Source organism: Streptomyces sp. NPDC005955, from assembly GCF_042871255.1.
In the GTDB taxonomy this organism is placed as follows: Bacteria; Actinomycetota; Actinomycetes; order Streptomycetales; family Streptomycetaceae; genus Streptomyces.
Genome location: NZ_JBIAIF010000006.1, coordinates 52250 through 75285 on the forward strand (window position 1 = coordinate 52250; position 23036 = coordinate 75285).

Here is a 23036-nt window from a genome sequence, read left to right on the forward strand (position 1 = left end):
ACCCCGGGGCCCGTGGGTCCTACAGCACCGTGTGCAGCCGCAGCGGGTCGGGCAGTACGCGGTGGTAGCGGCGGAGCAGGGGCGCCTTCACCCCGGCGGTGACCGTGCAGCCCAGCTCGGTCACGGCGCCGGCCCCCGACCGGACGACCAGGCTCAGCGGGTAACTGCCGGTGAGTTCCGTCGCCTCGGTGCGCCGGAACTCCCAGGCCGGTGCGGAGCCTCCGAGGTCCAGGGCCTGGACGAGGGGCCGGTTGCGGGTGAACGTGACGGTGCGGCCCACCTCGCCGAGGGAGGCGTCGGTGCCGAGCAGGGAGAGTTGCGGGCCGATGCGGCGCACCCGTTGGACTTCCACCGCGTCGGTGAGCCGCACCGGGTCCATCGAGTGGGCGACGGGCTGCGGGGCGAACGCGGTGGACGACAGGGTCAGGCCGAGGTGCGCGAACTCCAGCCGGGGGCCGCGGGGTTCGGGCGGGAAGGTGAGCGACAGCCGGACCAGGTAGTGGTCGTACAGGGCGGCCTGGTCCTCGGCGTAGCGGGCCAGGTCGGGGTCGGCGGCGAGTTCGTCGGGCGTCAGCCGCAGCGCGTGCGGTCCGCCGAGCCGGACCCGTCCGGCGAGCGGCGGGTCCGCGGGGTCGCCCTCGGCGGGCACGTCCCGCAGGGCGTCCGCGGGGGTCAGGACCAGGTCCTGTTCGACGAGTTGCGGGTCGGTCAGCTCGATCATCGGCCGTCTCCCGGACGCGGGGCACGGCCGCGGAGGTGGTCCGGCCCCGGTGGTGAGCCCCGTGCGCGTTCCCCCGCGGGTGCCCGTGGCCCGTCAGGGTAGCGACTGCCGCCCCGCACCCGGAGGTGACCGGGTGCGGGGCGGCGGGTCCTGGGCCGGGGCGCCGGCCGGGGCGAGGGGCTCAGCCCTGCTGGAGCTCCGCCATCCACCGCTCGATCTCGTCGGAGCGGCGCGGCAGGGCGGCGGACAGGTTCACGTTGCCGTCCTCGGTGACGAGGATGTCGTCCTCGATCCGGACGCCGATGCCCCGGTACTCCTCGGGCACGGTGAGGTCGTCGGCCTGGAAGTACAGGCCCGGCTCCACCGTCAGGCACATGCCCGGCTCCAGGGTGCCCCCGACGTACGTCTCGGTGCGGGCGGCGGCGCAGTCGTGCACGTCCATGCCGAGCATGTGGCCGGTGCCGTGCAGCGTCCAGCGGCGCTGGAGGCCCAGTTCGAGCACCCGCTCCACCGGGCCCTCGACGAGCCCCCACTCGACCAGCCGTTCGGCGAGGACGCGCTGGGCGGCGTCGTGGAACTCGCGGTACTTGGCGCCCGGGCGCACCGCGGCGATCCCGGCCTCCTGGGCGTCGTACACCGCGTCGTAGATCTTCTTCTGGAGCTCGCTGAAGGTTCCGTCGACCGGCAGGGTGCGGGTGATGTCGGCGGTGTAGAGGGTGTGGGTCTCGACCCCCGCGTCCAGCAGCAGCAGGTCGCCGGCCCGGACGGGGCCGTCGTTGCGGACCCAGTGCAGGGTGGTGGCGTGGGCGCCGGAGGCGCAGATCGAGCCGTAGCCGATGTCGTTGCCCTCGACGCGGGCGCGCAGGAAGAAGGTGCCTTCGATGTAGCGCTCGCTGGTGGCCTGGGCCCGGTCGAGCACCTTGACGACGTCCTCGAAGCCCCGCAGGGTCGAGTCGACCGCCTTCTGGAGTTCGCCGACCTCGAAGGAGTCCTTGACCAGGCGGGCCTCGGAGAGGAAGACCCGCAGCTCCTCGTCGCGCTCGCCGGTCACCTTGTCGGTGAGGGCCGCCTCGACGCCCCGGTCGTAACCGCGGACCACCCGGACCGGGCCGCTCGCCGCGCGCAGCGCGTCGGGCAGCTTGCGGACGTCGGACGCGGGGACGCCGTACAGCTGCGTGGCCTCGGTGAGCGAGTCGCGTCGGCCCACCCACAGCTCGCCCTGGCCGTCGAGCCAGAACTCGCCGTTCTCCCGGTCGGAGCGCGGCAGCAGGTAGATCGTGGCGTCGTGCCCGGTGTCGGTCGGCTCCAGCACGAGGACGCCGTCCTCGGTCTGGTTGCCGGTGAGGTACGCGTACTCCACCGAGGAGCGGAACGGGTACTCGGTGTCGTTCGAGCGGGTCTTCAGGTTGCCCGCGGGAATGACGAGGCGTTCACCGGGGAAGCGTGCGGACAGGGCGGCCCGGCGGGCGGCCGTCTCGGACGCCTGCGGGATCGGGGCGAGATCCTGCCGCTCCGTGTCCGCCCAGCCCGACCGCATGTTTTCGGCCAGTTCATCGGACACGCCGGGGTAGAGGCCGTTCTTGCGCTGCTGGATCGGCTCCCCCTCCTCGGCGCCCTCCGGAGCGTCCGCGATGCCCTGCTCCTCCGGGTTCTCCGGGTTCGCGAGCGTTTCAGCGGTCTCCGGGGCCTCCGGGTTCTCCGGGTTGAGCTCCTCCGACACGGTCTTCCTCCTTGGATGCGGCTTTGGACCCCCTCCATCGTACGGTCGTGCGGAAGGGGGCTCGTGGCCGGAAGTCATGGCCCATGTATCTGCCATGTACACGGTGAGCGGTCGACGGCTCGCGTTCGGTGATCGCGGACCGCGGACTGTGCTCCCGTCCCGTCGCGTCCGGGGCACCCCCGCACGGCGGGTGGCCCGGACGCGACCCCCGAGCCGGGGGCGACCGGACGCTGCGCCGGTGCGGGCGCGACCCGTCGCGGTGCGACGGCCGGCCCGGCGCGACGGTACGGGGGTGGGCGTGGCAGTCGGCGTCGGGCGGGACGGCTCAGTCGAACCGGGCCGCCAGCACCACCACGTCCTCGTCGCTGTCCGGGTCCTCAAGACCCTGCGGCGCCATCGCCCGCACCACGTGGTCCGCGATCGCCCCGGGGTCGTCCCGGAGCCGCGCGGGCACACCGGCCGCCGCCGAGTGCAGCCGGGCGAAGGCCCGGTCCATCGGGTCGCCGGTGCGCTGGAGCAGCCCGTCGGTGAACAGCAGCACCGTTTCTCCTGGCTCGGGGCGCAGCTCCACGCTCGGGGCCTCCCAGCACGCCAGCATCCCCAACGGCGCCGACAGCGAGGTCTCCACGTACTCGGTGCGCCGCTCGCCGACGATCAGCGGCGGACAGTGCCCGGCCCCGGCCAACGTGACCTTGCGCAGGGCGGGTTCGCAGTACGCGAACAGCGCGGTGGCGCCGCGGGCCGGCTCGGTCAGCCGCAGCAGCAGCTCCAGGTCGGACAGGACCGCCACCGGGTCCTCGCCCTCCATCACCGCGTACGCCCGCAGCGAGGCCCGCAGCCGCCCCATCGCGGCGACCGCGCTCGGCCCCGACCCGGTGACCGAACCGACCGACAGCCCGAGCGCGCCCTCCGGCAGCGGCAGCGCGTCGAACCAGTCGCCGCCCCCGCGCTGACCGCTGTGGTGGCGCACGGCCAACTGCACCCCGGGCACCCGGGCCAACCGTTTCGGCAGCAGCTCTCCGGCGAGCGCCGAAGCGGCGGTGCGGGCCCGCTCCAGATCGAGGAGCCGCGCCAGGTGCTCGCCGGCGTGCCGGGTGTAGAGGCCGACCAGGTGGCGCTGGCGCTCCGTCGGTTCGGCGGGTTCGTCGTACAGCCACACGGCCGCCCCGAGCCGGCCGGTTCCCTCCGCCGTCAGTGGCAGTGCGTAACTGGCCGCGTAGCCCAGACGGGCGGCTACCTCGCGGTGACGCGGGTCGACGGCGTCGTCGCGCAGCAGGTCGGGATGGGCGATCTCGTGGTCCGCGGCAGGTGCGTCCAGGAGTCGACCGTACGACGTCGAGCTGCGCGGAACTGTCTCGATATGGCCGATGTCCGCCCGTGCCAGGCCCAGCCCGACCGTGGTGTCCGGCCCGAATCCGTCAGCCGGTTCGAGGACGACCAACCCGCGCCGGGCGCCCACGAGGGCCGCGCCGGCGCGCAGCACCTCGTGCAGCGCCTCCTCGACCGTCGTCCGGCGCGTCAGGCGCTCGGTCAGCTCGTGCAGGGTCGTGAGGTCGGAGACCCATCCGGCCAACCGGTCCTGGAGGACCGTTCCGGCGGGCGGGGGCGGGGCTCCGTCGGGCCCGCTCCCCGGGGCGCCGCCGGGCGGCTCGTCCCCCGGGGAACCGGCTCCCGCGTCCGCGGGGGACGGGGCGGGAGCGACGGGCGTGACAGTGTGAGCGGGGGCGGGAACCGCAGAATCGATTCCGGCCACTTTCGGTGGAGGGGGGGTTGTCATGGTGTCCGACTCCCGGGCCGGTGCGTAATGCTGAATAGCATCGCAAACCCCCTGTCATTCCGCGGTGCCGACAATGTCTCCACATCTACACGGAGTGGAGAGGGGATGTCCAGCATTGTCCTGCTGGGATCCCTGGTGTCCGTGGGGTTTTCGGCAACATCGCAAGTTGGCAAAAAACTGCCCATGGGAACGGCTCATTGCGGTCGACTGGCATTGTTCGACGGAGCGTCATGGCGGTCTTGATGGGTACGTAATCGGTGAAGGCCAGGAGTGACCCGGTGCAGAACACCGCGGTCGTGGAACCTGGCGACGGAACCGGGCGTCATCACCAGCAGTGACCGTGCCCCATCGTCCGTGGCACCGGTAGCGAGTACGACGCGTGACGGCACGAGACCGACGCCGCCACCCCATGCCACGGCCATGCTCTAACCAGACGCGGCAGCGCAACGGCCGCACCCAAAGGATCGACCCTTCGGGGCTCCCCGTGCCTGAGGCAGGGGTGGTGACGCGCCAGCACGCACGCACGGCGAACAGCCGTTTCGTATGCACGGTTAACTGATCAACTGATCGACACATGCTGTGATGTGGTCTTCGGCGTTCAAGGAAAGGAACGAGCGCTCATGCGCGAGATCCTCGGAAGGCGACGCGGGCTCCTGTCCAGGCGCAATGACGGGCGGCCCGAGGTCATCGGTGCGGCACTGACCTTCGCGACGCTCTGGCAGTGGCCCGTACTCCCGGGGGTGGGGACTCGGCCGCGCGGTGCCGGCTGTTCCTGCCCCGACCCGGACTGCGGGGTGCCGGGAGCGCACCCCTTCGAGCCCGGGCTGCTCGCGGCCACCACGGACGAGCGGATGGTGCGCTGGTGGTGGACCAACCGTCCGCAGGCGCCCGTCATCCTGGCCACGGGCGGCGCGGCGCCCTGCGCCGTCAGTCTGCCCGCCCTCCCGGCGGCCCGCGCCCTCACCGCGCTCGACCGGGCGGGCATCCGCCTGGGCCCCGTGATCGCGACCCCGGAGCGCTGGGCGCTGCTCGTCGCCCCGTACTCCTTCGAGCGGCTGGGCGAGTTGCTCTACGCGAAGGACCACGTCCCGGGCTCGCTCCGGTTCCACGGTGAGGGCGGCTACCTCGCCCTGCCGCCCTCGGGGACCGGCGTGGGTCAGGTCCGGTGGGAGCGGGCGCCGCTGCCCGGTTCGGCGCGCCCCTGGGTGCCGGACGTGGAGGCCGTGGTGGACGGGCTCGTGGACGCCCTCATCCGTGCGGAGGTGAACGCGCCGGAGCTCTAGGGTCCGTCGCCTCGGGTGCGGGGAGTGCGGACGGACTGCGCGGCGGTCCCGGGGTGGCTGACCCGGGGCCGCCGCCGTCTTGTTCGCCCGTTCGCCCGCCCGCGATCCGTCCGGGCCCGCGGTTGCGGCGGCCCGGCCGGCAGCCCGGCCGGGGCGGTACCCCGGTCGGACGGGTCGGGGGGCGGGCCGTGCCCTGCCGGACGGAGGCCGCCGGTCGGGGGTGGCGGCGGGAACTTCGGGTGCTTCGGACTCCGTTGATATGGCCGGTTGACGAGGGTGGGTCGGCCCGGGGTCGCACGGGCGGACCCGGGGCGGTGCGGGAGGGGCGGGCCCTCGCGGACGGCCGGGCGCGCCGCGCCCCGCGGGGCGAGCCCCGCAGGACGGGGAGCCCCTCGGCGGCCGTCGCGGCGCGCGGCCCGGCGATGCGGTGCGCGAGCCCCCTCCAGTCAGGGGCACGACAACTCCGTAGATCGGTGGGGGAGTTGAAAGCGCTGATGAGGGGATGGGTGCCGGCCGGCGGGTGCGGCACGCGGGCCCGGACATGGAAGCGCCCGGTTGCTGGCGACGGGGGATGCACCAGCAACCGGGCTATCCGAACCGTAACAAGAGATCGGCGGTTAGCAAATTCGATGCCGCCTATTTGGCCAGCGATTTGCGCGCGGGCGCGGGTAGTTGTGACAGGAGTCACCCGTTCCGCATGCTGACCGGTCGGTCAGTGACGCGCCCCTCACCTACGGCTGCGGATCGTTCGCTGCGGTGTGCGTACGCGCGCCCGTGCGAGTGCGTCCGTACGGGGGCGGGTGCGGATGTCCGCGGGTACGGGTGCGGGGCCGTGCGGGGGGCGGGCGCGTGTCGCTCCGGGGGTGTCGTACCCGTCATGCGGGGGCGCGCGGCGTACCGGGGGCCGTGCGGTGACCTCGCGGGGTGCGGGGCGGCGTGCGACGTACGTCGCGGTGTGCGCGGCGGCCGCAGCCGTGCGGCGGTACCGCGGCGGGTCGGACCGGGAGGTGTCGCCACCGGTCCGACGCGCCGCGCGGGCGGGCGGATCAGCTCAGGGTGACCTGACGGTTGGTGAGACCGCCGCGGGCCCGCCGCTCGTCCGGGGTCAACGGCGCGTCGACGGCGAGGGCGGACACCAGTCGCTCCGCGAACGCGGCCGCCGGCTTCTCGACGTCCTCGGCGGTGACGCCCGTCGGCAGGTCCCACACCGGGACCGTCAGACCGTGCGCCCGGAAGGAACCGACCAGCCGGGTGCCCTCGCCCAGCGAGGAGGTGCCGGCGGCGTGCAGCCGGGCCAGCGCGTCCAGCAGCTGCTCCTCCGGGTACGGCATGACCCAGCGCAGGTGGTTCTTCTCCGGGGTCTCGCACCAGTACGCGGCGTCCACGCCGGCGAGCTTGACCGTCGGGATGGCCGCCTCGTTGGCGCGCTCCAGGGAGGCGGTGACGTCCGGGGCGGCGTTCTCCGCGTCCGGGACCCAGAACTCGAAGCCCGGGTGCACGGCCGGCTCGAAGGCGCTGTCGGGCTCGATCAGGTCCTGGAGGCGCGGTCCGTCCGCCGGCGCCCGGCGGCCCTGCACCGGGGTGCCCGGCTCGGCCACGAGGGCGCGCTCCAAGGTGTCGGCGAGGTCCCGGCTGATGTCACCGGAGGAGGTGTCGTTCTGCACGCCCAGCAGCACCGAGCCGTCGTCGCGGCGCAGCGCCGGCCAGGCCATCGGCAGGACCGTCGCCAGCGTCACCGACGGCACGCCCTCGGGCAGCCCGCCCTTGAGCGTCAGGGCGACGGTCGCCGCCGGGACCAGCTCGCGCAGCGCCACCCAGTCGCCCTCGCCTGGCAGCCCCTCGAAGGGGCGCTGGACCAGCTCGGTCGCTGCGTGGGAGGCCGCGCGGCCGTGGCACGCCTTGTAGCGCCGCCCCGATCCGCAGGGGCAGGGCTCGCGGGCTCCTACGACGGGGACCTCCCGGTCGTCGGCGCTGGTGGAGCGCGGTGTGGCCTTCGTCTGGGGGCGCTTCTTGGCCATCGTGCCTGTCTCCCGATCACGGCTCGTCTCGTAACTCCGCGAGCCTATCCGCTCCCGCCGACAGCGCCCGCCCCGCGCCGGTGGGGTGCGTCGGGGCGGTGCGGAGTCAGTCGTAGTGGCCGAACGGGTCGGCGTCGAACGGGTCGGGAGCCCGGGAACCGTCGAACTCCCGCTCCGCAGCGCCCGCGTCCCGGCGCGACGCCCCCGGGTCCCGTAGCGATGCGGCACCCGTGTCCCGGAGCGACGGGCCCGTGTCCCGGAGTGATGTGACGCGCGTAGCGAAATCGCCGTGAACATCCGCTGTACGCCCGCCGGTACGGGAATCGGTGGGGGAGCCGGAGTCGCTACGGGAGCCCGTACGGGAGTCGTCCCGCACCACGACCCACACGGTCACTTCGCCGCGGTCGTTGTCGCGGACGCCCCAGTCGTCGGCGAGCGCACCGATGATGTTCAGCCCGCGACCGCCGTGCGCGGTGACCGAAGGCGTCGACGGGACCGGGCGGGTCGGACCGCCGCCGTCCGTCACCTCCACCGTCAGCCGGCCGGACGCGTCCGTGCGCCACGCCGCCCTGACGTCGCCGTCACCGGCGAGCGCGTCACCGAGCGGGCGGCCGTGTCGGCACGCGTTGCTCAGCAGTTCGGAAAGGATCAACACCGCGTCGTCGACGACCGCTTCCGGCACTCCGCCGCCCCGCAGCTGCGCCTGCATCCGGCGCCTGGCTTCCCCTACGCCCGCAGGGCCATGGGGCACGGCCATGCTCGACGACGTGGGTACCTCCTGTGTCACCACCAACGCCACCCCCGAGACCTCCTTCGCCCCACGCCATCGTGTGGATGCCCCATTGGACTGGACCGGAAACCGGCCCGCCGGACCCGGGTGTCGCACTCGCGGGCCCTCGACACGCAGCGAACGCGCCAGCGCACTCCCCGTGATCGGCGTCCCCTCCGGTCGGTCGCCGGAGGCTCCCGTACCGCGGCCGTCCCGCTGCCCGTCCGGCCCCGTACGGCGCCGCTCCGGGTCGCCTTCCGGGTCGGTTTCCGGCCATGGTCAGGACACCGGTGTGGTCCGGTGGGACCGGTCGGGCTACGGGGTCCGGCCGAGTCGGGCGAGCACCTGTGCCGGCCGGTTGGTGATGATCGCGTCGACGCCGAGGCGCACGCAGAGGTCGACGTCCGCGGGCTCGTTCACGGTCCACACGTGCACCTGGTGGCCGGCCTGCCGGAGCTTCGCCACGTGCCCCGGGTGGTTGCGCACCAGCCGGATCGAGGGGCCCGCGATCCGCACGTCCCGGGGGAGCCGCCCCTCGCGCAGCCGGGGGGTCAGGAACTGCGTCAGGTGCACGGTGGGGAGCTCGGGAGCGGCCGCCCGCACCCGGTGCAGCGAGCGGGCCGAGAAGCTCATGATCCGCACCGGGGACTCCTCCGCCGAGCGCGGAGCGGCGAGCCCGAAGCGTCGGAGCTGGTCGAGGAGGCGTTCCTCGACCTGCCCGGCCCAGCGGGTGGGGTGCTTGGTCTCGATGGCCAGCTCGACCGGCCGGCCCGCGTCGGCGACCAGTTCCAGGAGCCGTTCCAGGGTGAGCACCGAGGTGCCCGTCCGCTCCGGGCTGCTCTCCCAGTCGGGGCTCTCCTCCCAGCCGGGGCCCTCCCGCCCCGCCGAGCGCCGCTTCCAGGAACCGAAGTCGAGGGCGGCCAGGTCGGCGAGTTCGAGTGCCGACACCGCTCCGCGGCCGTTCGACGTACGGTTGACGCGACGGTCGTGGACGCAGACGAGGTGGCCGTCGGCGGTGAGCCGCACGTCGCACTCCAGGGCGTCGGCGCCGTCCTCGATGGCCTTCCGGTAGGCGGCCAGGGTGTGTTCCGGCTCGTCCTCGGAGGCGCCCCGGTGGGCCACCACCTGGACGGGGCGGGTCGGATGCCGGTCTGCGTGGGTCACCGCGTCATCGTGCCATCCGGGGCCGGGCGGAGGGCGCGCGGGCGTGGGTCTCGCCCGGCCGGGGGACCTTCCGTGAATGTGTCCAAGATGTCCGGCATAAAGAATGTCATCGTACGCACAGGATCGGCTTATGGTGCCCTGACGCCCCATGGGAAAGGCTACGGGGCACCACGTCCGCCGCGGACCGGTGACGGCCGTGGACGGAACGCGGCGTGACCGTCAGCGGATCAGGACAGTGGAGCAAGGACGTCAAGGCGTGACCGACGAACCGTCGACCGAGTCGTGGACCGAGGAGAGGAAGCTGTGAGCACCGAGAACGAGGGCACCCCGGCACCCCCGGCGCCGTCCGCACCTCCCGTGCCGGTGGACGCTCCCGCGACTCACCCCCCGGCTCCCGCCGAAGCGGCTCCCCCCGCTGGGCCGGGCGCTGGTGCGGCCCCCGCTGGTGGGGGCGACGCAGCCGGTGCCGGCCCGGTCAGTGCCGGCCCGGTCGGCGGAAGCGCGGTCGGGGGAAGCGCGACGCCGCCTCCGCCGGGCGCCGCCCCCGCGGGCCATCCGCACCAGGACGGCACCCACGGCATCTACCAGGAGGCGCCGGAGCAGCCGACCGCGCCGCCGCCCACCACCGGTGCCCCGGGAACCCACGCCGGGGGCGCCCCCGAGCAGCAGCCCGCTGCGCCCGCGTACGCCTCCTACCCGCCGCCGCAGCCGCCGGCCGCGGCGTACCCGGCGCCGTCCGGTGCGCCCGTCGGCGACTGGCCGCCGCCCACCGTGCCCGCGTACGCCGGGAACGACGGCGGGACGGGCTGGGGCTCCTCGTACCCCGAGGTCCACCCCGCCGGTCACCCCGCCGGTCACCCCGCCGACGCCCCGGGGGCCAAGCCGGCCGGACGCCGCCGCGGCGGTCTCGTCGTGGCCGTCGCGGTCGCCGCGCTCGTCGCGAGCGCCCTCGGCGGAGGCGTCGGCTACCAGGTGGCGAAGAACAACGACGACTCCCCCGGTTCGACCACGGTCGCCGCCTCCGACAGCCCGGCCGACCTGAAGCGCGAGCCCGGCTCGGTCGCCGGCATCGCCGCCGCCGCGCTGCCCAGCGTCGTCACGATCGACGCCAAGGGAGGCGACGGCGAGGGCGGCACCGGCACGGGCTTCATCTACGACCGCGAGGGCCACATCCTCACCAACAACCACGTGGTGGCGTCGGCGGCCGACAGCGGCGAACTGTCCGCGACCTTCTCCAACGGGAAGAAGTACGCGGCCGAGGTGATCGGCCGCGCCCAGGGGTACGACGTCGCGGTCCTGAAGCTGAAGAACGCCCCCGGCGATCTGAAGCCGCTGCGGCTCGGCAACTCCGACAAGGTCGCCGTCGGGGACTCCACCATCGCCATCGGCGCCCCGTTCGGCCTGTCCAACACGGTCACCACGGGCATCGTCAGCGCCAAGGACCGTCCCGTCGCCTCCAGCGACGGCGGCAGCAGCGGCAAGGCGTCGTACATGAGCGCCCTCCAGACCGACGCCTCGATCAACCCCGGCAACTCGGGCGGTCCGCTGCTGGACGCGCGGGGCGCCGTCATCGGCGTCAACTCGGCCATCCAGTCCGCGGGCAGCGGCATGGGCGGCGCGGGCCAGGCGGGCTCCATCGGCCTCGGCTTCGCCATCCCCATCAACCAGGCCACGACGGTCGCCCAGACGCTCATCAAGACCGGCAAGCCCGTGTACGCGGTGATCGGCGCGTCGGTCTCCCTGGAGGAGAACGGCGACGGCGCCACCATCACGCAGGAGGGCGCCGGCGGTTCGGACTCCGTCGTCCCGGGCGGCCCGGCGGCCAAGGCGGGCCTCCAGTCCGGCGACGTCATCACCAAGCTCGACGACACGGTGATCGACAGCGGGCCCACCCTGATCGGTGAGATCTGGACCCACAAGCCGGGTGACAGCGTCAAAATCACCTACGAGCGCGACGGCAAGGAGCGCACGGTCGACCTGGTCCTGGGCGAACGCGAGGGTGACAGCAGCTGACCCGTTATTCTTGTCCCCGCGCCGCTCCGGTCGGACGGCGCGGGGAGACGTGCCCGAGCGGCCGAAGGGAACGGTCTTGAAAACCGTCGTGGCAGCGATGTCACCGTGGGTTCAAATCCCACCGTCTCCGCAGCGCCCAGCGACCTAGCTGGTCGGAAGAAGTAGCTGTTCAGAAGGGGTGCCCCACATCAGGGGCACCCCTTCCGCGTGCTCGGGGCGTTCGTTCTAGGGGGCGGCGTCGGGGGCCGGGGGGTCGGTGCGCTCGTCGAACTCCTTGCGCGCGGACCGGAGCGCGGTCAGGTTCGTGCGGGACCAGTCGGTGATGCCCTGCACCAGTGCGCCCAGCTCCCGGCCGAGGTCGGTCAACCGGTACTCGACGCGCGGCGGCACCGTCGGGTACACCGTGCGGGTCAGCAGCCCCTCGCGCTCCAGTGCGCGCAGGGTCTGCGTCAGGACCTTCGGGGTCACGCCGTCCAACCGCCGCCGCAGTTCGGCGAACCGCACGGGCCGGTCGTCCTCCAGCACCACCAGGACCAGCATGGTCCACTTGCTGGCGATCAGTTCCAGCACCGCACGGGTGGGGCAGTCGCGGAGGAAGACCTCCACGCCCCCGTGTCGCCTCAGGTCGAAGCCGGTATCCATGAGGAACCTCGCTATCAGATAAGTGCCTTCTTCCGGGCGGGCGTCGCCCGGACCGACGATGGGCGCACCCTGACCCACTGACGAGGAGTCCCGTTGTCCGCCCGTATGCATGCCATCGTCCAGTCCGCGTTCGGCGGTCCGGAAGTGCTCGTCCACACCGAGGTCGACGTGCCGGAGCCCGGTCCCGGGGAGGTGCTGGTCCGGGTCGCCGGGGCCGGGGTCAACCCGGGTGACGCGATCCTCCGGGCCGGCCGCGTACCGGAGTTGGTCACCCTGCCGTGGACGCCGGGCAACGACGTGGCCGGCGTGGTGGAACGGGTCGGGGCGGGGGTGACGCGGTGCGCGCCGGGCGACCGGGTGTACGGGATGACGGCGCTCCGACGCCGCGGCGCGTACGCCGAGTACACCGCCGTACCGGCCGACGCACTGGCCCCCGCCCCCGCCAACCTCGACCTGGTGCACGCCGGCGGGCTGCCCCTGGTCGCGTTCACCGCGTGGCAGGCGCTGGCCGTGCTGGCCCGGGTCCGGCCCGGTGACCGGGTCCTGGTCCACGCGGCGGCGGGCGGGGTGGGCCACGTCGCGGTGCAACTCGCCAAGGACCTCGGGGCCCATGTCATCGGCACCGCGCGGGCGGCCCGGCACGCACTGCTGCGCGAGTTGGGCGCCGACGAACTCGTCGACTACTCCACCACCGACTTCCGGACCGCCGTGGCCCCCGTGGACACCGTGCTGGACCTGGTCGGCGGCGCGTACGGGCCGCGCTCCCTCGACGTGCTGCGGCCGGGCGGTCTGCTCGTCGGCGCGTCGATCGATCCGGGGACCGACGAACAGCAGGCCGCCGCCCGTGGTCTGCGCTACGTCTGGGTCACCGCCCAGCCCTCCGGGGAGGTGCTGGAGGGGATCACCGAGCGGGTGGAGGCGGGCCGGCTGCGGCTGGTGGTCCAGCGCACCTACCCGCTGGCCGAGGCGGCCGAGGCCCACCGGGCGATCGAGTCGAAGCGCACCACCGGGAAGATCGTCCTGGCGCCGACGGCCTCCTCCTTCACCGAACCCCCTCGGACCCCCCAGCCCCCGCAGGGTTCTCAGGGCCCGCGGCCCCTTCGGTCATGAGCAGGTACAGCAGGCCGACCAGGGTGCCGCTGCTGACGATCTCCCGGCGGTCGATCATCCCGCGGACCTCGCCGAGCGGGATCCACTCGATGCGGTCGGACTCGTTCCGCTCCGCGGGCGGGCCGACGCGGGTGGCGCCGTCGGCCCGGAAGACGTGGTGCTGCGTGTCCGTGATCCCCGCGGCGGGCTCCGCGTAGACGAGGGGACGGACGGGACCGGGGCGCCAGCCCGTCTCCTCCAGCACCTCGCGGGCCGCCGCCTCGGCGGGCGACTCGCCGTCCTCGACCAGGCCCATCGGCAGCTCCCAGGCCCACGAGTCGGTGACGAAGCGGTGCCGCCACATCATCAGCACCTCCCGGCGGTCGTTGAGCACCGCGGCCACCGCCAGGTTCCTGAGCCGGACGGCGTAGTAGTCCACCCGGCGTCCGTCGGGCTGTTCGACGTCCAGCTGGCACAGCTTCAACCACTCGTTGCCGTAGAGCTGCTGCTCCCCGTGGACTTCCCAGCGCACGCGCGTGACCCTCCCGATCGGTGTCCGGACGTTCAGCATGCCCTGCGGCGTACGGCGGCCGAACGGTGGGTCCGGCCCCGGCACGGGTGCGAACCGCGGCGCGGGTGTTCCACTGGAGCGGCTGCCCAGGTCGTCGTCCGCCCCGTCCCAGGGAGGCACCCTTGAGTTCCGTCCGCACCCTCACGGCACTGCGGCCCGTGGGTCCCGTCGAGCGCATCTGGTACGCCTCGTACGGATCCAACACCGATACGGACAGGCTCCGTCACTACCTCGCCGGCGGTCGGCCGCCGGGCGCGGCCCGGGCCTGTCCCGGGTGCCGTGACCCGCGCCCGCCGGAGCGCTCCGAAGCGGTGCTGCTGCCGGGCGCCCTGTACTTCGCGACCGAGTCCGCGCTCTGGACCGGCGGCCGGGCGTTCTACGACCCGTACGCCGACGGCCGGGTGTGGGGCCGGGCCCACCTGGTCACGGCCGGGCAGTTCTCCGACATCGCCGCCCAGGAGATGTACCGGCCCCCGGGGACGGACCTCGACCTCTCGACGGTGCTGCGGGAGGGGCGCGACGAGCTGGGCCCCGGCCGCTACGAGACGTTGGTGTGCCCGGGCCTCCTGGCCGGCGTCCCGGTGGTGACCTGCACCGCGCCGTGGCGACTCGACGAGGTCACGGCGGTGCGGCCGTCGGCGGCGTACCTGCGCCACCTCGCCCGGGGCCTGCTCGCCACCGGGGCGTGGGACGCGTCGGCGGTCGCCCGGTACCTGGCCGGCGCGCCGGGTGCGGCGGGCCGCTGGACCCCCGGGGAGGTGGCGGAGCTGATCGGGTCGTAGAGGCCGTAGAGGCCGTAGGGGTGGTAGCGGTCGTGGCGGTGGTCAGGGGCGGTTTCCGGTGAGGCGGGCGGCGGAGGCGACCGTGGCCCGGCACTCGCGTTCGGTCAGGCCGGTGCGGACCGCCGCCTCCACCAGGGCTTCCCGGAGCTCCGGGCCGGCCCCGGTCTCGTAGGCGCGGCAGGCGGCCCAGAAGAGCCGGGTGTTGCGCTGGCCGGTGTGCGCGGCGAGCACGAACTGCACGAGCCCCCGTCCGGCCGCGTCCCCCGCGGCGGAACCCTCACCGCGGTGCCGGGGGCGCGGCGGCGCCAGGATGCGCAGCAGTGCGGGCGGGCAGGGCGCGGGCGTGAGGTGGGCCGTGCCGGGCACCGCGCCGTAGACGCCGTCCTGCGAGCGGGACCCGGGGCCGACGAGGTACCCGCCGGCGCCCCGGACGTCGATGCCCGGGGCGAGGCGGCCCGCGGAGTTCGGGACGACCCGGTCGGGCGGGCCGGTGAGCCACACGTGGCGCCCGCCGCGGGGCGTGACGACGACCACCGTGTCGGGGATCGAGAACAGATGGCGCAGGGCCAGTTCCCGTAGGGCCGCCGAGGGCTCCGGGCCCGGGGTGACGTCCAGGTCGACGCCGATGAGGTGGTGCGGGGCCAGGCCGCAGGCGATGCCGTACCCGGTGGCCCAGGGCGCGGCGCGGAAGAGCGCGCGGATGCGGTGCGGGTCGGTCGTCGCGTCGTGCACCCCGTGGCCCGGGCGTCCGCACGCGCCCCGACAGTTCGAGGGGCCGCTCCCGTCGCGGTGCGGTGACCGCAGGGCGGGGAGCTTGCCGCGGGTCAGGGGGAAGACCGCCAGGCCGCGGGCCGCGGCGGACAGGGCGTGGGCGAGGGCCAGGGCCGAGGGGGAAGCGGTGTGCCGAACGGTGGTGGCCATGGTTCATTTTCGTGCACACGTTCGAAGAAGGGAAGGGTGCCGCAGACCTGCCGGACGTGTCACGGGACCCGCCGGACGCGTCACGGACCACGGGCGGTCGACCCGGGAGAGGTCAGGCGGCGATGAGTTCGGGGTCCTCGCGCAGCTTGCCCAACGCACGGGAGACCGCGCTCTTGACCGTGCCTATCGAGACCCCCAGCACCGCGGCGGTCTGCGCCTCGCTCAGGTCCTCGTAGTACCGCAGGACGACCATGGCGCGCTGCCGCGCCGGCAGCTTCAGGATCGCCCGCCACATCGCGTCCCGCAGTGCCTGCTGCTCCGCCGGGTCGCCCGGCGGCACCGTCTCCGGTTCGGGCAACTCGTCGCAGGCGAACTCGTCGACCTTCCGCTTGCGCCACTGCGAGGTCCGCGTGTTCACCAGGGCCCGCCGCACGTAGCCGTCGAGCGCACGGTGGTCCATGATCCGGTCCCAGGCGACGAACGTCTTGGTGAGGGCGGTCTGGAGCAGGTCCTCGGCGTCGCTCGGGTTCGCCGTCAGCGACCGGGCGGTACGCAGCAGTACGGGCCCGCGGGCGTGCACGTACGACGCGAAGGACGGGTAGGTCAGATGGGACACCGGGACGGGAGCGGACGCGGATGCGCTCGGCGTGGCGGCGGGGGTCGCGGACCGTGCGGACGTCACGGCCGGTACCCGGTTCAGGGCCGCGTGGGCCGTGGTCATCGGTGCCACGGGCTTCGATGCGCTGGTGCAGACAGGCGCGATGGTTGCGGTCATGCCTCCACGCTAGGTTCGGGCCCGGGCCCGGCGGATCGCCCGCAGGTCGCGAAGGGTTGTCCGCCTCAGGTTGTAGGAAAGCAGCCCGTCCCACCTACTGAAGGTGGAGGCCGGTAGGACGTGCCTAGGGGTTCGGCCCCGAGACTCCTGACCGACGTGCACGGCGCGTGACCGGCTCCACGACGGTCCGCCACGGTGCTGCCGCCGGGCGTACGGGAACGTCGCCGTACCGGACCCGGGTACGGCACCGGGGCCGCCGCGTCACGTGGGCCTCGGGCACCCGAGGGTAGTGACAGACCGCAGGTACGAACGCAGAATCGGCAGTCCGTTCCCGTACCCCTCCCGTGCCACCCACATCCCTTCCGGAGGCCACCGTGCTGAGCACCATGCAGGACGTACCGCTGCTGATCTCCCGCATCCTTCAGCACGGGGCGACGGTCCACGCCTCGTCCCAGGTGATCACCTGGACCGACGCCGCCGAGCCCCGCCGCCGGAGCTTCGCCGAGATCGGCAGCCGGACCGCCCAACTCGCGCACGCCCTCCGGGACGGACTCGGCGTCCGGGAGGGCGACCGGGTCGGAACCCTCATGTGGAACCACGCGGAGCACGTCGAGACCTACTTCGCCGCCCCGTCGATGGGCGCCGTGCTCCACACCCTGAACCTGCGCCTGCCTCCGCAGCAGCTCGCCTGGATCGTGAACCACGCCGAGGACCGGGTGGTCCTGGTGGACGGCTCGCTGCTGCCCCTCCTCGTGCCGCTGCTGCCGCACCTGCGCTCGGTCGAGCACGTCGTGGTCTCCGGACCCGGTGACCGTTCCGGGCTCGACGGCGTACGCCCGCGGGTGCACGACTACGAGGAGCTGATCGCGGGGAGGCCCACCGCGTACGACTGGCCGGAGCTGGACGAACGCCGGGCCGCCGCCATGTGTTACACCTCCGGCACCACCGGCGACCCCAAGGGCGTCGTCTTCTCCCACCGCTCGGTGTACCTGCACTCGATGCAGGTGAACATGGCCCAGTCGATGGGGCTCACGGACGCCGACACCAGCCTGGTGGTCGTGCCCCAGTTCCATGTGAACGCCTGGGGGCTGCCCCACGCGGCGCTCATGACCGGCTTCAACCTGCTGATGCCGGACCGGTTCCTCCAGCCCGGACCGCTCGCCGAGATGATCGAGTCCGTGCGTCCGACGCACGCCGCCGCGGTGCCCACCATCTGGCAGGGCCTGCTCGCCGAACTGACGGCCCGACCCCGCGACGTCTCCACCCTCGGGCAGGTCACCATCGGGGGGTCCGCCTGTCCGCCCGCCCTGATGGAGGCGTTCGACGCCCTCGGCATGCGGGTGTGCCACGCCTGGGGCATGACCGAGACCTCCCCGCTCGGCACCATAGCCCGGGCCCCGGGCCACGCCCTCGGCACCGACGAAGAGTTCGGCTACCGCGTCACCCAAGGGCGTTTCCCGGCCTCCGTCGAAGCGAGGCTGCGCGGCCCGGACGGTGACACCCTGCCCTGGGACGGTCGGTCAGCGGGCGAGCTGGAGGTGCGCGGACCGTGGATCGCCGGGGCGTACTACCCGGGGCCTGAGGGGGAGCCGCTGCGCCCCGCCGAGAAGTTCAGCGAGGACGGCTGGCTCAAGACGGGCGACGTCGGCACCATCACGCAGGAGGGGTACCTCGCCCTGACCGACCGGGCCAAGGACGTCATCAAGTCCGGCGGTGAGTGGATCTCCTCGGTGGAGCTGGAGAACGCGCTCATGGGCCACCCCGAGGTCGCGGAGGCCGCGGTCGTCGCCGTCCCCGACGAGAAGTGGGGCGAACGCCCCTTGGCCACCGTCGTCCTCAAGGAAGGCGCCACGGCCGACTTCGAGGCCCTGCGCGCCTTCCTCGCCGGGAAGGTCGCCAAGTGGCAGCTCCCGGAACGGTGGAGCGTGGTGCAGACCGTGCCGAAGACCAGCGTCGGCAAGTTCGACAAGAAGGTCATCCGCAAGCAGTACGCGGACGGCGACCTGGACGTCACCCAACTCTGACCCGGACGTCACCCAGCGCTGACCGGGACCGGCCGCGGCGGTCGCCTACGCCGAGTGGGGGTGTTTCACGTGAAACACCCCCACTTCCGTTCAGTTGGTGCCGATCCGCGCCAACAGGTCCACGATCCTGCTCTGCACCTCAGCACTGGTCGACCGTTCGGCGAGGAACAACACGGTCTCCCCGGCCGCCAGTCGGGGCAGTTCCGTGTGGTCCACGGCAGCGGTGTAAACGACCAACGGCGTACGGTTCAACTGCCCGTTCGCCCGCAGCCAGTCGACGATTCCCGCCCGGCGCCGCCGCACCTGCATCAGGTCCATCACCACGAGGTTCGGCCGCATCTGCGTGGCCAGGGTCACCGCATCGGCGTCCGTCACCGCCCGGGCGACCTGCATGCCCCGCCGCTCCAGCGTGGACGTCAACGCCAGCGCGATCTCCGGGTGCTCCTCGACCAGCAGCACGCGCGAGGGGTGCTGCTCGCTGTCCCTCGGGGCCAGGGCCTTCAACAGCACGGCCGGATCGGCCCCGTAGGCGGCCTCCCGCGTCGCCTGGCCGAGCCCGGCCGTCACCAGCACCGGTACTTCGGCGGCGACGGCGGCCTGCCGTAGCGACTGGAGCGCGGTCCGGGTGATCGGTCCGGTGAGCGGGTCGACGAAGAGCGCGGCCGGGAAGGCGGCGATCTGGGCGTCCACCTCCTCACGGGAGTGCACGATGACCGGACGGTAGCCCCGGTCGCTCAGCGCCTGCTGGGTGCTCATGTCGGGGGCGGGCCACACCAACAGCCGCCGGGGGTTGTCGAGCGGCTCCGGAGGCAATTCGTCGTCCATCGGCCGCGGGTGCGGCTGGTCGGCGATCTCCACGGCACCGCCCGGCCCGTCCAGCGGCTCGGGCCCTTCGGCGGCGTGCTGATCCGGTGCCCCTATGGCGTACGACCGCCCGGGCCCGGTGGCCGGGCCCGCGAGCCGCTGCGGGGCGCCCGCCGGGGCGGACTGCTGGGGCGGCAACGGGCGCCCCGGGCCGGCCGGGCCGCTCGGGCCACTCTGGCCGCCCGAGCCACTCGAGCCGTCCGGCTCGTCGGCGAAGGCGTCCGGTCGCGTACCGAGCTTGCGTCGTCGTCCGGAGCCGTTCGCGGCGCCACCGCCGGCGGGCTGGCCCTGACCGCCGGCGACCGGAGCAGCGGGCTGTGCCTCGGCGCTGGACCGGGCCACGGGAACTCCCTGCCCGAGCGTGCGCACGCTGAACGCGCGGCCCTGCGTGGCAGTGGCGTGCGGGTCCTGGGCCCCGGGGGAGTCCTGTACCACCTGGGAGTCCCGGGCCGTACCGCTCTGGCTCTCCGTGCCCGGCGCCGGCGGGGGCGCCACCTGCTGCGGGGGCAGCGAAGCACCGGGCGCCGGCGTTCCCCACGTGGAACCGGTGGGCTGGGCCGGCTGTGCGGGCTGCCCGGCCGGAACCGGGTGGGTCCCCGGAACGGGCTCCGCGGGGGGCAGCGGCTGGCCGCCCTGAGGGGCGTGCGGCAGCTGCACGGGCACGCCCGCGCCCTCGGTGGCCGTCGGCGCCTGCGGGGCGTACGGCGGAGCCGCCTGGGACGGGAGCCCCCCGGCCGGCACCGGTCCCCCCTGCGCGCGGTGCGCGCTCGGAACGGGCGGGGCCGACGGGGCATGCGGCTGTCCCGGGGCCGACGGCCGGAGCGGAATCCCGTCGGCGGGGACGCCCTGAGCGGGGAAGCCGCCCGACGCAATGCCCTGCGGCGGTACGGGACCGTCCTGCGCACCGTGCGCACCGTGCGGGACGGCCACGGTGCTCGGATACCCGGCGACCTGCGGCTGAGCGGGCGCGGGCAAGCCGTACGGGGGCGCGGCGGGAGCGTCCTCGCCCGGCCGGGACACCCCGATGTCCGTGCGTTCCTCCGGCACCCCGCTCACCCCCGGCCCCACGGCACGTCGCCGTCCGGTGGGCCGCTCGGTGGGATGGGGCTGGGGCGGGGTGTGCTCCTCGATCGGATCGTGCGGGGCGCTGCCCTGCTGCGCTGCCGGGTCGAAACCACCGCCGGGAACCCGCCGGTCGCGGCCCGCCTGGCCGGTGTACATGTGGTCCACGGGTCGGTCAGCCTCGGCCGGGGGCAGGGCGAAGGCGCTCCGCGGACCTCCCTGGGCCTCCTCCGTCGGGCCGTCGGCCGCGGGGGCGAGTGCGCGACGGGTCCGCCGCCCGTTCTGCTGCGCCCCGCCCGGCGGCACGGGCTGACCCGGGTGGCCCGGCTGACCGGGGTGGTTCGGATGAGGGGGCTGACCGGGGTGGCCCGAGAGGCCCGCCGGGTTCACGGGCTGCGGGCCGGACGGTCCGTCCGCCGCGGCCGGCGGTAGCGCGGGGACCCCGGCACCGCCGCCCTCCCGTCCGCCGGTCCCCGGTCCGGACCTGAGCGCCACCTGCGCGCCCTGACCTCCGGACTGTCCACCGCCCTGGCCACCAGGCTGTCCACCGGGCTGTCCACCGGGCGGCACCTGTCCGAGTCCGGCCGGCCCGTTCGGGTAGCCCTGGGGGACGGGACCGTTGACGGGGTGGTCGACGGGGGCGTGGGCAGGAGCGTGGGCGGTGTCCTGGGCGCCGCTGGGTCGGCCGCGCCGACGGCCCGTGCCGTCCGTGCCGCCGGACGCCTGTGCGAGCGCGGCCCGTTCGTCCCGGTCGTCCGGTGTGGTCTCGGCCGCCCGGCGTCCACGGCGGCGTCCGGTCGGCGTCCCGTCCGCGCCGTCCTCCGTACCGTCGTCGGGCCTGCCGTGCGGATGGGCGCCCTCCAGGAAGGCGTCGGTGGAGCCCCGGCGGGCCCGGCGCCGACCCCCGCCGGTGCCGCCGTCGGTCGACCCCGAACCGTCGGTGCCACCGACGGGCGGCCCGGACCCGTCGCCGGCGTCGGCCCCGACCGGGTCGTGCGCGGGCCCACCGGCGGGCACCGCTCCGGCACCGCCGCCGATCGGTACTTCCAGGACGAACGCGCTGCCGCCCGCCCCGGGCACCTCGTGCGTCTGGAGCACCCCTCCGTGGGCCCGCACGATGCCCCGGACGATCGGCTCGTGGACCGGGTCGCCGCCCCCGTAGGGCCCGCGCACCTCGATCCGTACGACCTCACCGCGCTGGGCGGCGGCGACGACGATCGTGGAGTCCATGTAGCCGTCCGCGGCGACCGGCGCGTTGCCGGTGGAGTCGACGCCCGCGACGTCCGCGACCAGATGCGCCAGGGCCGTCGCCAGCCGCTCGGGGTCGACCTCGGCCTCGATCGGCGGGGCGTGCACCGCGAACTGGGCCCGGCCCGGGCCGATCAGCTCCACGGCGCCGTCGACCCCGGCCGCGACGACGGCGTCCAACATCACGGGCCGTCGCGTCAGCCGTTCGGCACCGCAGTCGAGCCGCTGGTAGCGCAGGACGTTGTCGACCAGGGTGGTGATCCGGGAGTACCCGGCGGCGAGGTGGTGCAGGATCTGGTTGGCCTCGGGCCACAACTGCCCGGCGTCGTCCGCGGCGAGCCCGGCCAGTTCGTGGCGCAGCTCGTCCAACGGGCCCCGCAGCGATCCGTCCAGCACGGCGAGCAACTGTTCGTAGCGGGCGCCCTGGGCCTCGTGGCGGTCCTGCTCCCGCTCGGCGAGCGCCGCGTACCGGTCCTTCTCGGCCGCGATCTCCTCCGCGTGCAGTTCCGCGTGCTCGGCGAGTTCCGCGGTGTGGCCCTCGCGCAGCCGCGCCAGCTCGGCCGTGTGCTCCCGCTCCGCCCGGTCCTTCTCCTGGGCCAGCGCGTCGTACGGCCTGCGGTCGGTGAACGTCATGACCGCGCCGACGAGCTGGTCGCCGTCGCGGACCGGCGCGGTGGTCAGGTCGACGGGGACCTTGTCGCCCTTCTTGGACCACAGGACCTGGCCGCGCACCCGGTGCTTGCGACCGGACTTCAGGGTGTCGGCGAGCGGCGAGCCCTCGTAGGGGAACGGCTCTCCGTCATCGCGCGAATGGAGGACGAGGGTGTGCAGTTCCTTGCCGCCCAGGTCGTTCGCCCGGTAGCCGAGGATCTGCGCGGCGGCCGGGTTGACGAGCACGATCCGCCCGTCCAGATCGGTGCCGATGACCCCCTCGGACGCGGCCCGCAGGATCATCTCGGTCTGCCGTTGCGAACGTGCCAGTTCCGCTTCGGTGTCGACGGTGCCGGACAGGTCCCGGACCACCAGCATCAGCAGTTCGTCACCCGTGTAGCCGTGCCCGTCGTACGCCTGTTGACCGTTCTCAAGATTCGCGGATGTGACCTCGACCGGGAACTCGCCGCCGTCCGTGCGGCGGGCGGTCATCCGCTTCGGCTTGGTGCGGCCACGGGGGTCCGTGGTCGCCGGGCGGCGCATCGAGCCGGGGATCAGTCGCGAATCGAACTCGGGAAGCAGGTCCAACAGCCCGCGGCCCACCAGCGCGGTGCCCGGAGCCTCGAACGCTTCCAAGGCGATGGTGTTCGCGTTGACGACGGTTCCGTTGGCGTTGACCAGTACCAACGCGTCCGGGAGAGCGTCGAGTATGGCTGCGAGGCGAGCAGCGCCTCGGGACGGCCTGCTGCTCACGAGACGCTTCCTCCCTGTTACGCATCCTGCCGACCACCGAGGCCATCTTGCCGCGCGGTCCGCAACGTGTCACGCCGGAGTCTACGACCCCGGGTTGCGCTCGCGACGGCGGATGAGGGGGAGTCGGCGCGCGGAGTGCGCGCGGGATCCGGTCCCCGTCCGGCGACCCCGGGCTGACCAGGGGCGGCC

General features: G+C 74.2%; 15 protein-coding genes, 1 tRNA gene and 1 pseudogene. 6 read left to right on the forward strand and 11 right to left on the reverse strand.

Annotation, left to right across the window (positions count from 1 at the left end):
* Nucleotides 1-19: 19 nt before the first annotated feature.
* The 3 genes from ACFYOU_RS16590 to ACFYOU_RS16600 all read right to left on the reverse strand — a co-directional run bounded on the left by ACFYOU_RS16590 (nucleotide 20) and on the right by ACFYOU_RS16600 (nucleotide 4218).
* Nucleotides 20-721 carry a hypothetical protein gene (locus ACFYOU_RS16590; protein ID WP_391306391.1) on the reverse strand — a complete coding sequence of 234 codons (702 nt, stop codon included), beginning with the start codon at nucleotides 719-721 and terminating at the stop codon, nucleotides 20-22.
* A gap of 181 nt (nucleotides 722-902) precedes the next feature.
* On the reverse strand, nucleotides 903-2441 hold the full coding sequence (locus ACFYOU_RS16595; protein WP_389773161.1) for an aminopeptidase P family protein: 1539 nt from the start codon (nucleotides 2439-2441) through the stop codon (nucleotides 903-905).
* A 325-nt stretch (nucleotides 2442-2766) separates the two neighbouring features.
* Entirely contained in the window at nucleotides 2767-4218 is a 1452-nt protein-coding gene (locus tag ACFYOU_RS16600; protein WP_389773158.1) for a PP2C family protein-serine/threonine phosphatase, read from the reverse strand.
* Nucleotides 4219-4838: 620 nt separating this feature from the next.
* Here ACFYOU_RS16600 and ACFYOU_RS16605 point away from each other — a divergent pair.
* Nucleotides 4839-5501, forward strand: coding sequence for a bifunctional DNA primase/polymerase (locus ACFYOU_RS16605; protein WP_391306395.1), 663 nt, complete (start codon nucleotides 4839-4841; stop codon nucleotides 5499-5501).
* 1046 nt (nucleotides 5502-6547) lie between these two features.
* On the opposite strand, the gene ACFYOU_RS16610 is transcribed toward ACFYOU_RS16605, so the two are convergent.
* From ACFYOU_RS16610 to ACFYOU_RS16620, 3 genes and pseudogenes are all read right to left on the reverse strand, one after another.
* Nucleotides 6548-7519, reverse strand: coding sequence for a DUF5926 family protein (locus ACFYOU_RS16610; RefSeq protein ID WP_391306396.1), 972 nt, complete (start codon nucleotides 7517-7519; stop codon nucleotides 6548-6550).
* Between the two features lie 364 nt (nucleotides 7520-7883).
* Nucleotides 7884-8405: pseudogene (locus tag ACFYOU_RS16615) on the reverse strand (ATP-binding protein); the annotation flags it as partial.
* A gap of 198 nt (nucleotides 8406-8603) precedes the next feature.
* A complete protein-coding gene (locus tag ACFYOU_RS16620; protein ID WP_391306398.1) occupies nucleotides 8604-9452 on the reverse strand; it encodes a glycerophosphodiester phosphodiesterase family protein in 849 nt (282 codons plus the stop codon).
* 303 nt (nucleotides 9453-9755) lie between these two features.
* Here ACFYOU_RS16620 and ACFYOU_RS16625 point away from each other — a divergent pair, with 303 nt between their 5' ends.
* Together ACFYOU_RS16625 and ACFYOU_RS16630 are read left to right on the forward strand one after the other, a co-directional pair.
* Complete coding sequence (locus tag ACFYOU_RS16625) at nucleotides 9756-11465, forward strand: trypsin-like peptidase domain-containing protein (protein ID WP_391306400.1); 1710 nt, start codon at nucleotides 9756-9758, stop codon at nucleotides 11463-11465.
* 43 nt (nucleotides 11466-11508) lie between these two features.
* A tRNA-Ser gene (locus ACFYOU_RS16630) sits at nucleotides 11509-11595 on the forward strand.
* 95 nt (nucleotides 11596-11690) lie between these two features.
* On the opposite strand, the gene ACFYOU_RS16635 is transcribed toward ACFYOU_RS16630, so the two are convergent.
* Nucleotides 11691-12107 carry a winged helix-turn-helix transcriptional regulator gene (locus ACFYOU_RS16635; RefSeq protein WP_389764556.1) on the reverse strand — a complete coding sequence of 139 codons (417 nt, stop codon included), beginning with the start codon at nucleotides 12105-12107 and terminating at the stop codon, nucleotides 11691-11693.
* A 93-nt stretch (nucleotides 12108-12200) separates the two neighbouring features.
* Between ACFYOU_RS16635 and ACFYOU_RS16640 the strand changes: the two genes are divergently transcribed.
* Nucleotides 12201-13217 carry a zinc-binding dehydrogenase gene (locus ACFYOU_RS16640; protein ID WP_391306402.1) on the forward strand — a complete coding sequence of 339 codons (1017 nt, stop codon included), beginning with the start codon at nucleotides 12201-12203 and terminating at the stop codon, nucleotides 13215-13217.
* Here the strand turns inward: ACFYOU_RS16640 and ACFYOU_RS16645 are convergent.
* Entirely contained in the window at nucleotides 13150-13728 is a 579-nt protein-coding gene (locus ACFYOU_RS16645) for an NUDIX domain-containing protein (protein WP_391306404.1), read from the reverse strand. The genes ACFYOU_RS16640 and ACFYOU_RS16645 overlap by 68 nt on opposite strands.
* A gap of 161 nt (nucleotides 13729-13889) precedes the next feature.
* On the opposite strand from ACFYOU_RS16645, the gene ACFYOU_RS16650 reads away from it, so the two are divergent.
* A complete protein-coding gene (locus ACFYOU_RS16650) occupies nucleotides 13890-14549 on the forward strand; it encodes a histone deacetylase (protein ID WP_391306405.1) in 660 nt (219 codons plus the stop codon).
* A gap of 42 nt (nucleotides 14550-14591) precedes the next feature.
* On the opposite strand, the gene ACFYOU_RS16655 is transcribed toward ACFYOU_RS16650, so the two are convergent.
* Both ACFYOU_RS16655 and ACFYOU_RS16660 read right to left on the reverse strand, forming a co-directional pair.
* Nucleotides 14592-15470 carry a bifunctional DNA primase/polymerase gene (locus ACFYOU_RS16655; RefSeq protein ID WP_389764561.1) on the reverse strand — a complete coding sequence of 293 codons (879 nt, stop codon included), beginning with the start codon at nucleotides 15468-15470 and terminating at the stop codon, nucleotides 14592-14594.
* A 112-nt stretch (nucleotides 15471-15582) separates the two neighbouring features.
* A complete protein-coding gene (locus tag ACFYOU_RS16660; protein ID WP_391306407.1) occupies nucleotides 15583-16245 on the reverse strand; it encodes a SigE family RNA polymerase sigma factor in 663 nt (220 codons plus the stop codon).
* A gap of 386 nt (nucleotides 16246-16631) precedes the next feature.
* On the opposite strand from ACFYOU_RS16660, the gene ACFYOU_RS16665 reads away from it, so the two are divergent.
* Entirely contained in the window at nucleotides 16632-18269 is a 1638-nt protein-coding gene (locus ACFYOU_RS16665) for a long-chain-fatty-acid--CoA ligase (RefSeq protein ID WP_391306814.1), read from the forward strand.
* A gap of 90 nt (nucleotides 18270-18359) precedes the next feature.
* On the opposite strand, the gene ACFYOU_RS16670 is transcribed toward ACFYOU_RS16665, so the two are convergent.
* The gene (locus tag ACFYOU_RS16670) at nucleotides 18360-22847 is read right to left on the reverse strand and encodes a PAS domain-containing protein (protein WP_391306409.1); all 4488 of its coding nucleotides are present in this window, start codon (nucleotides 22845-22847) and stop codon (nucleotides 18360-18362) included.
* Nucleotides 22848-23036 lie beyond the last annotated feature (189 nt).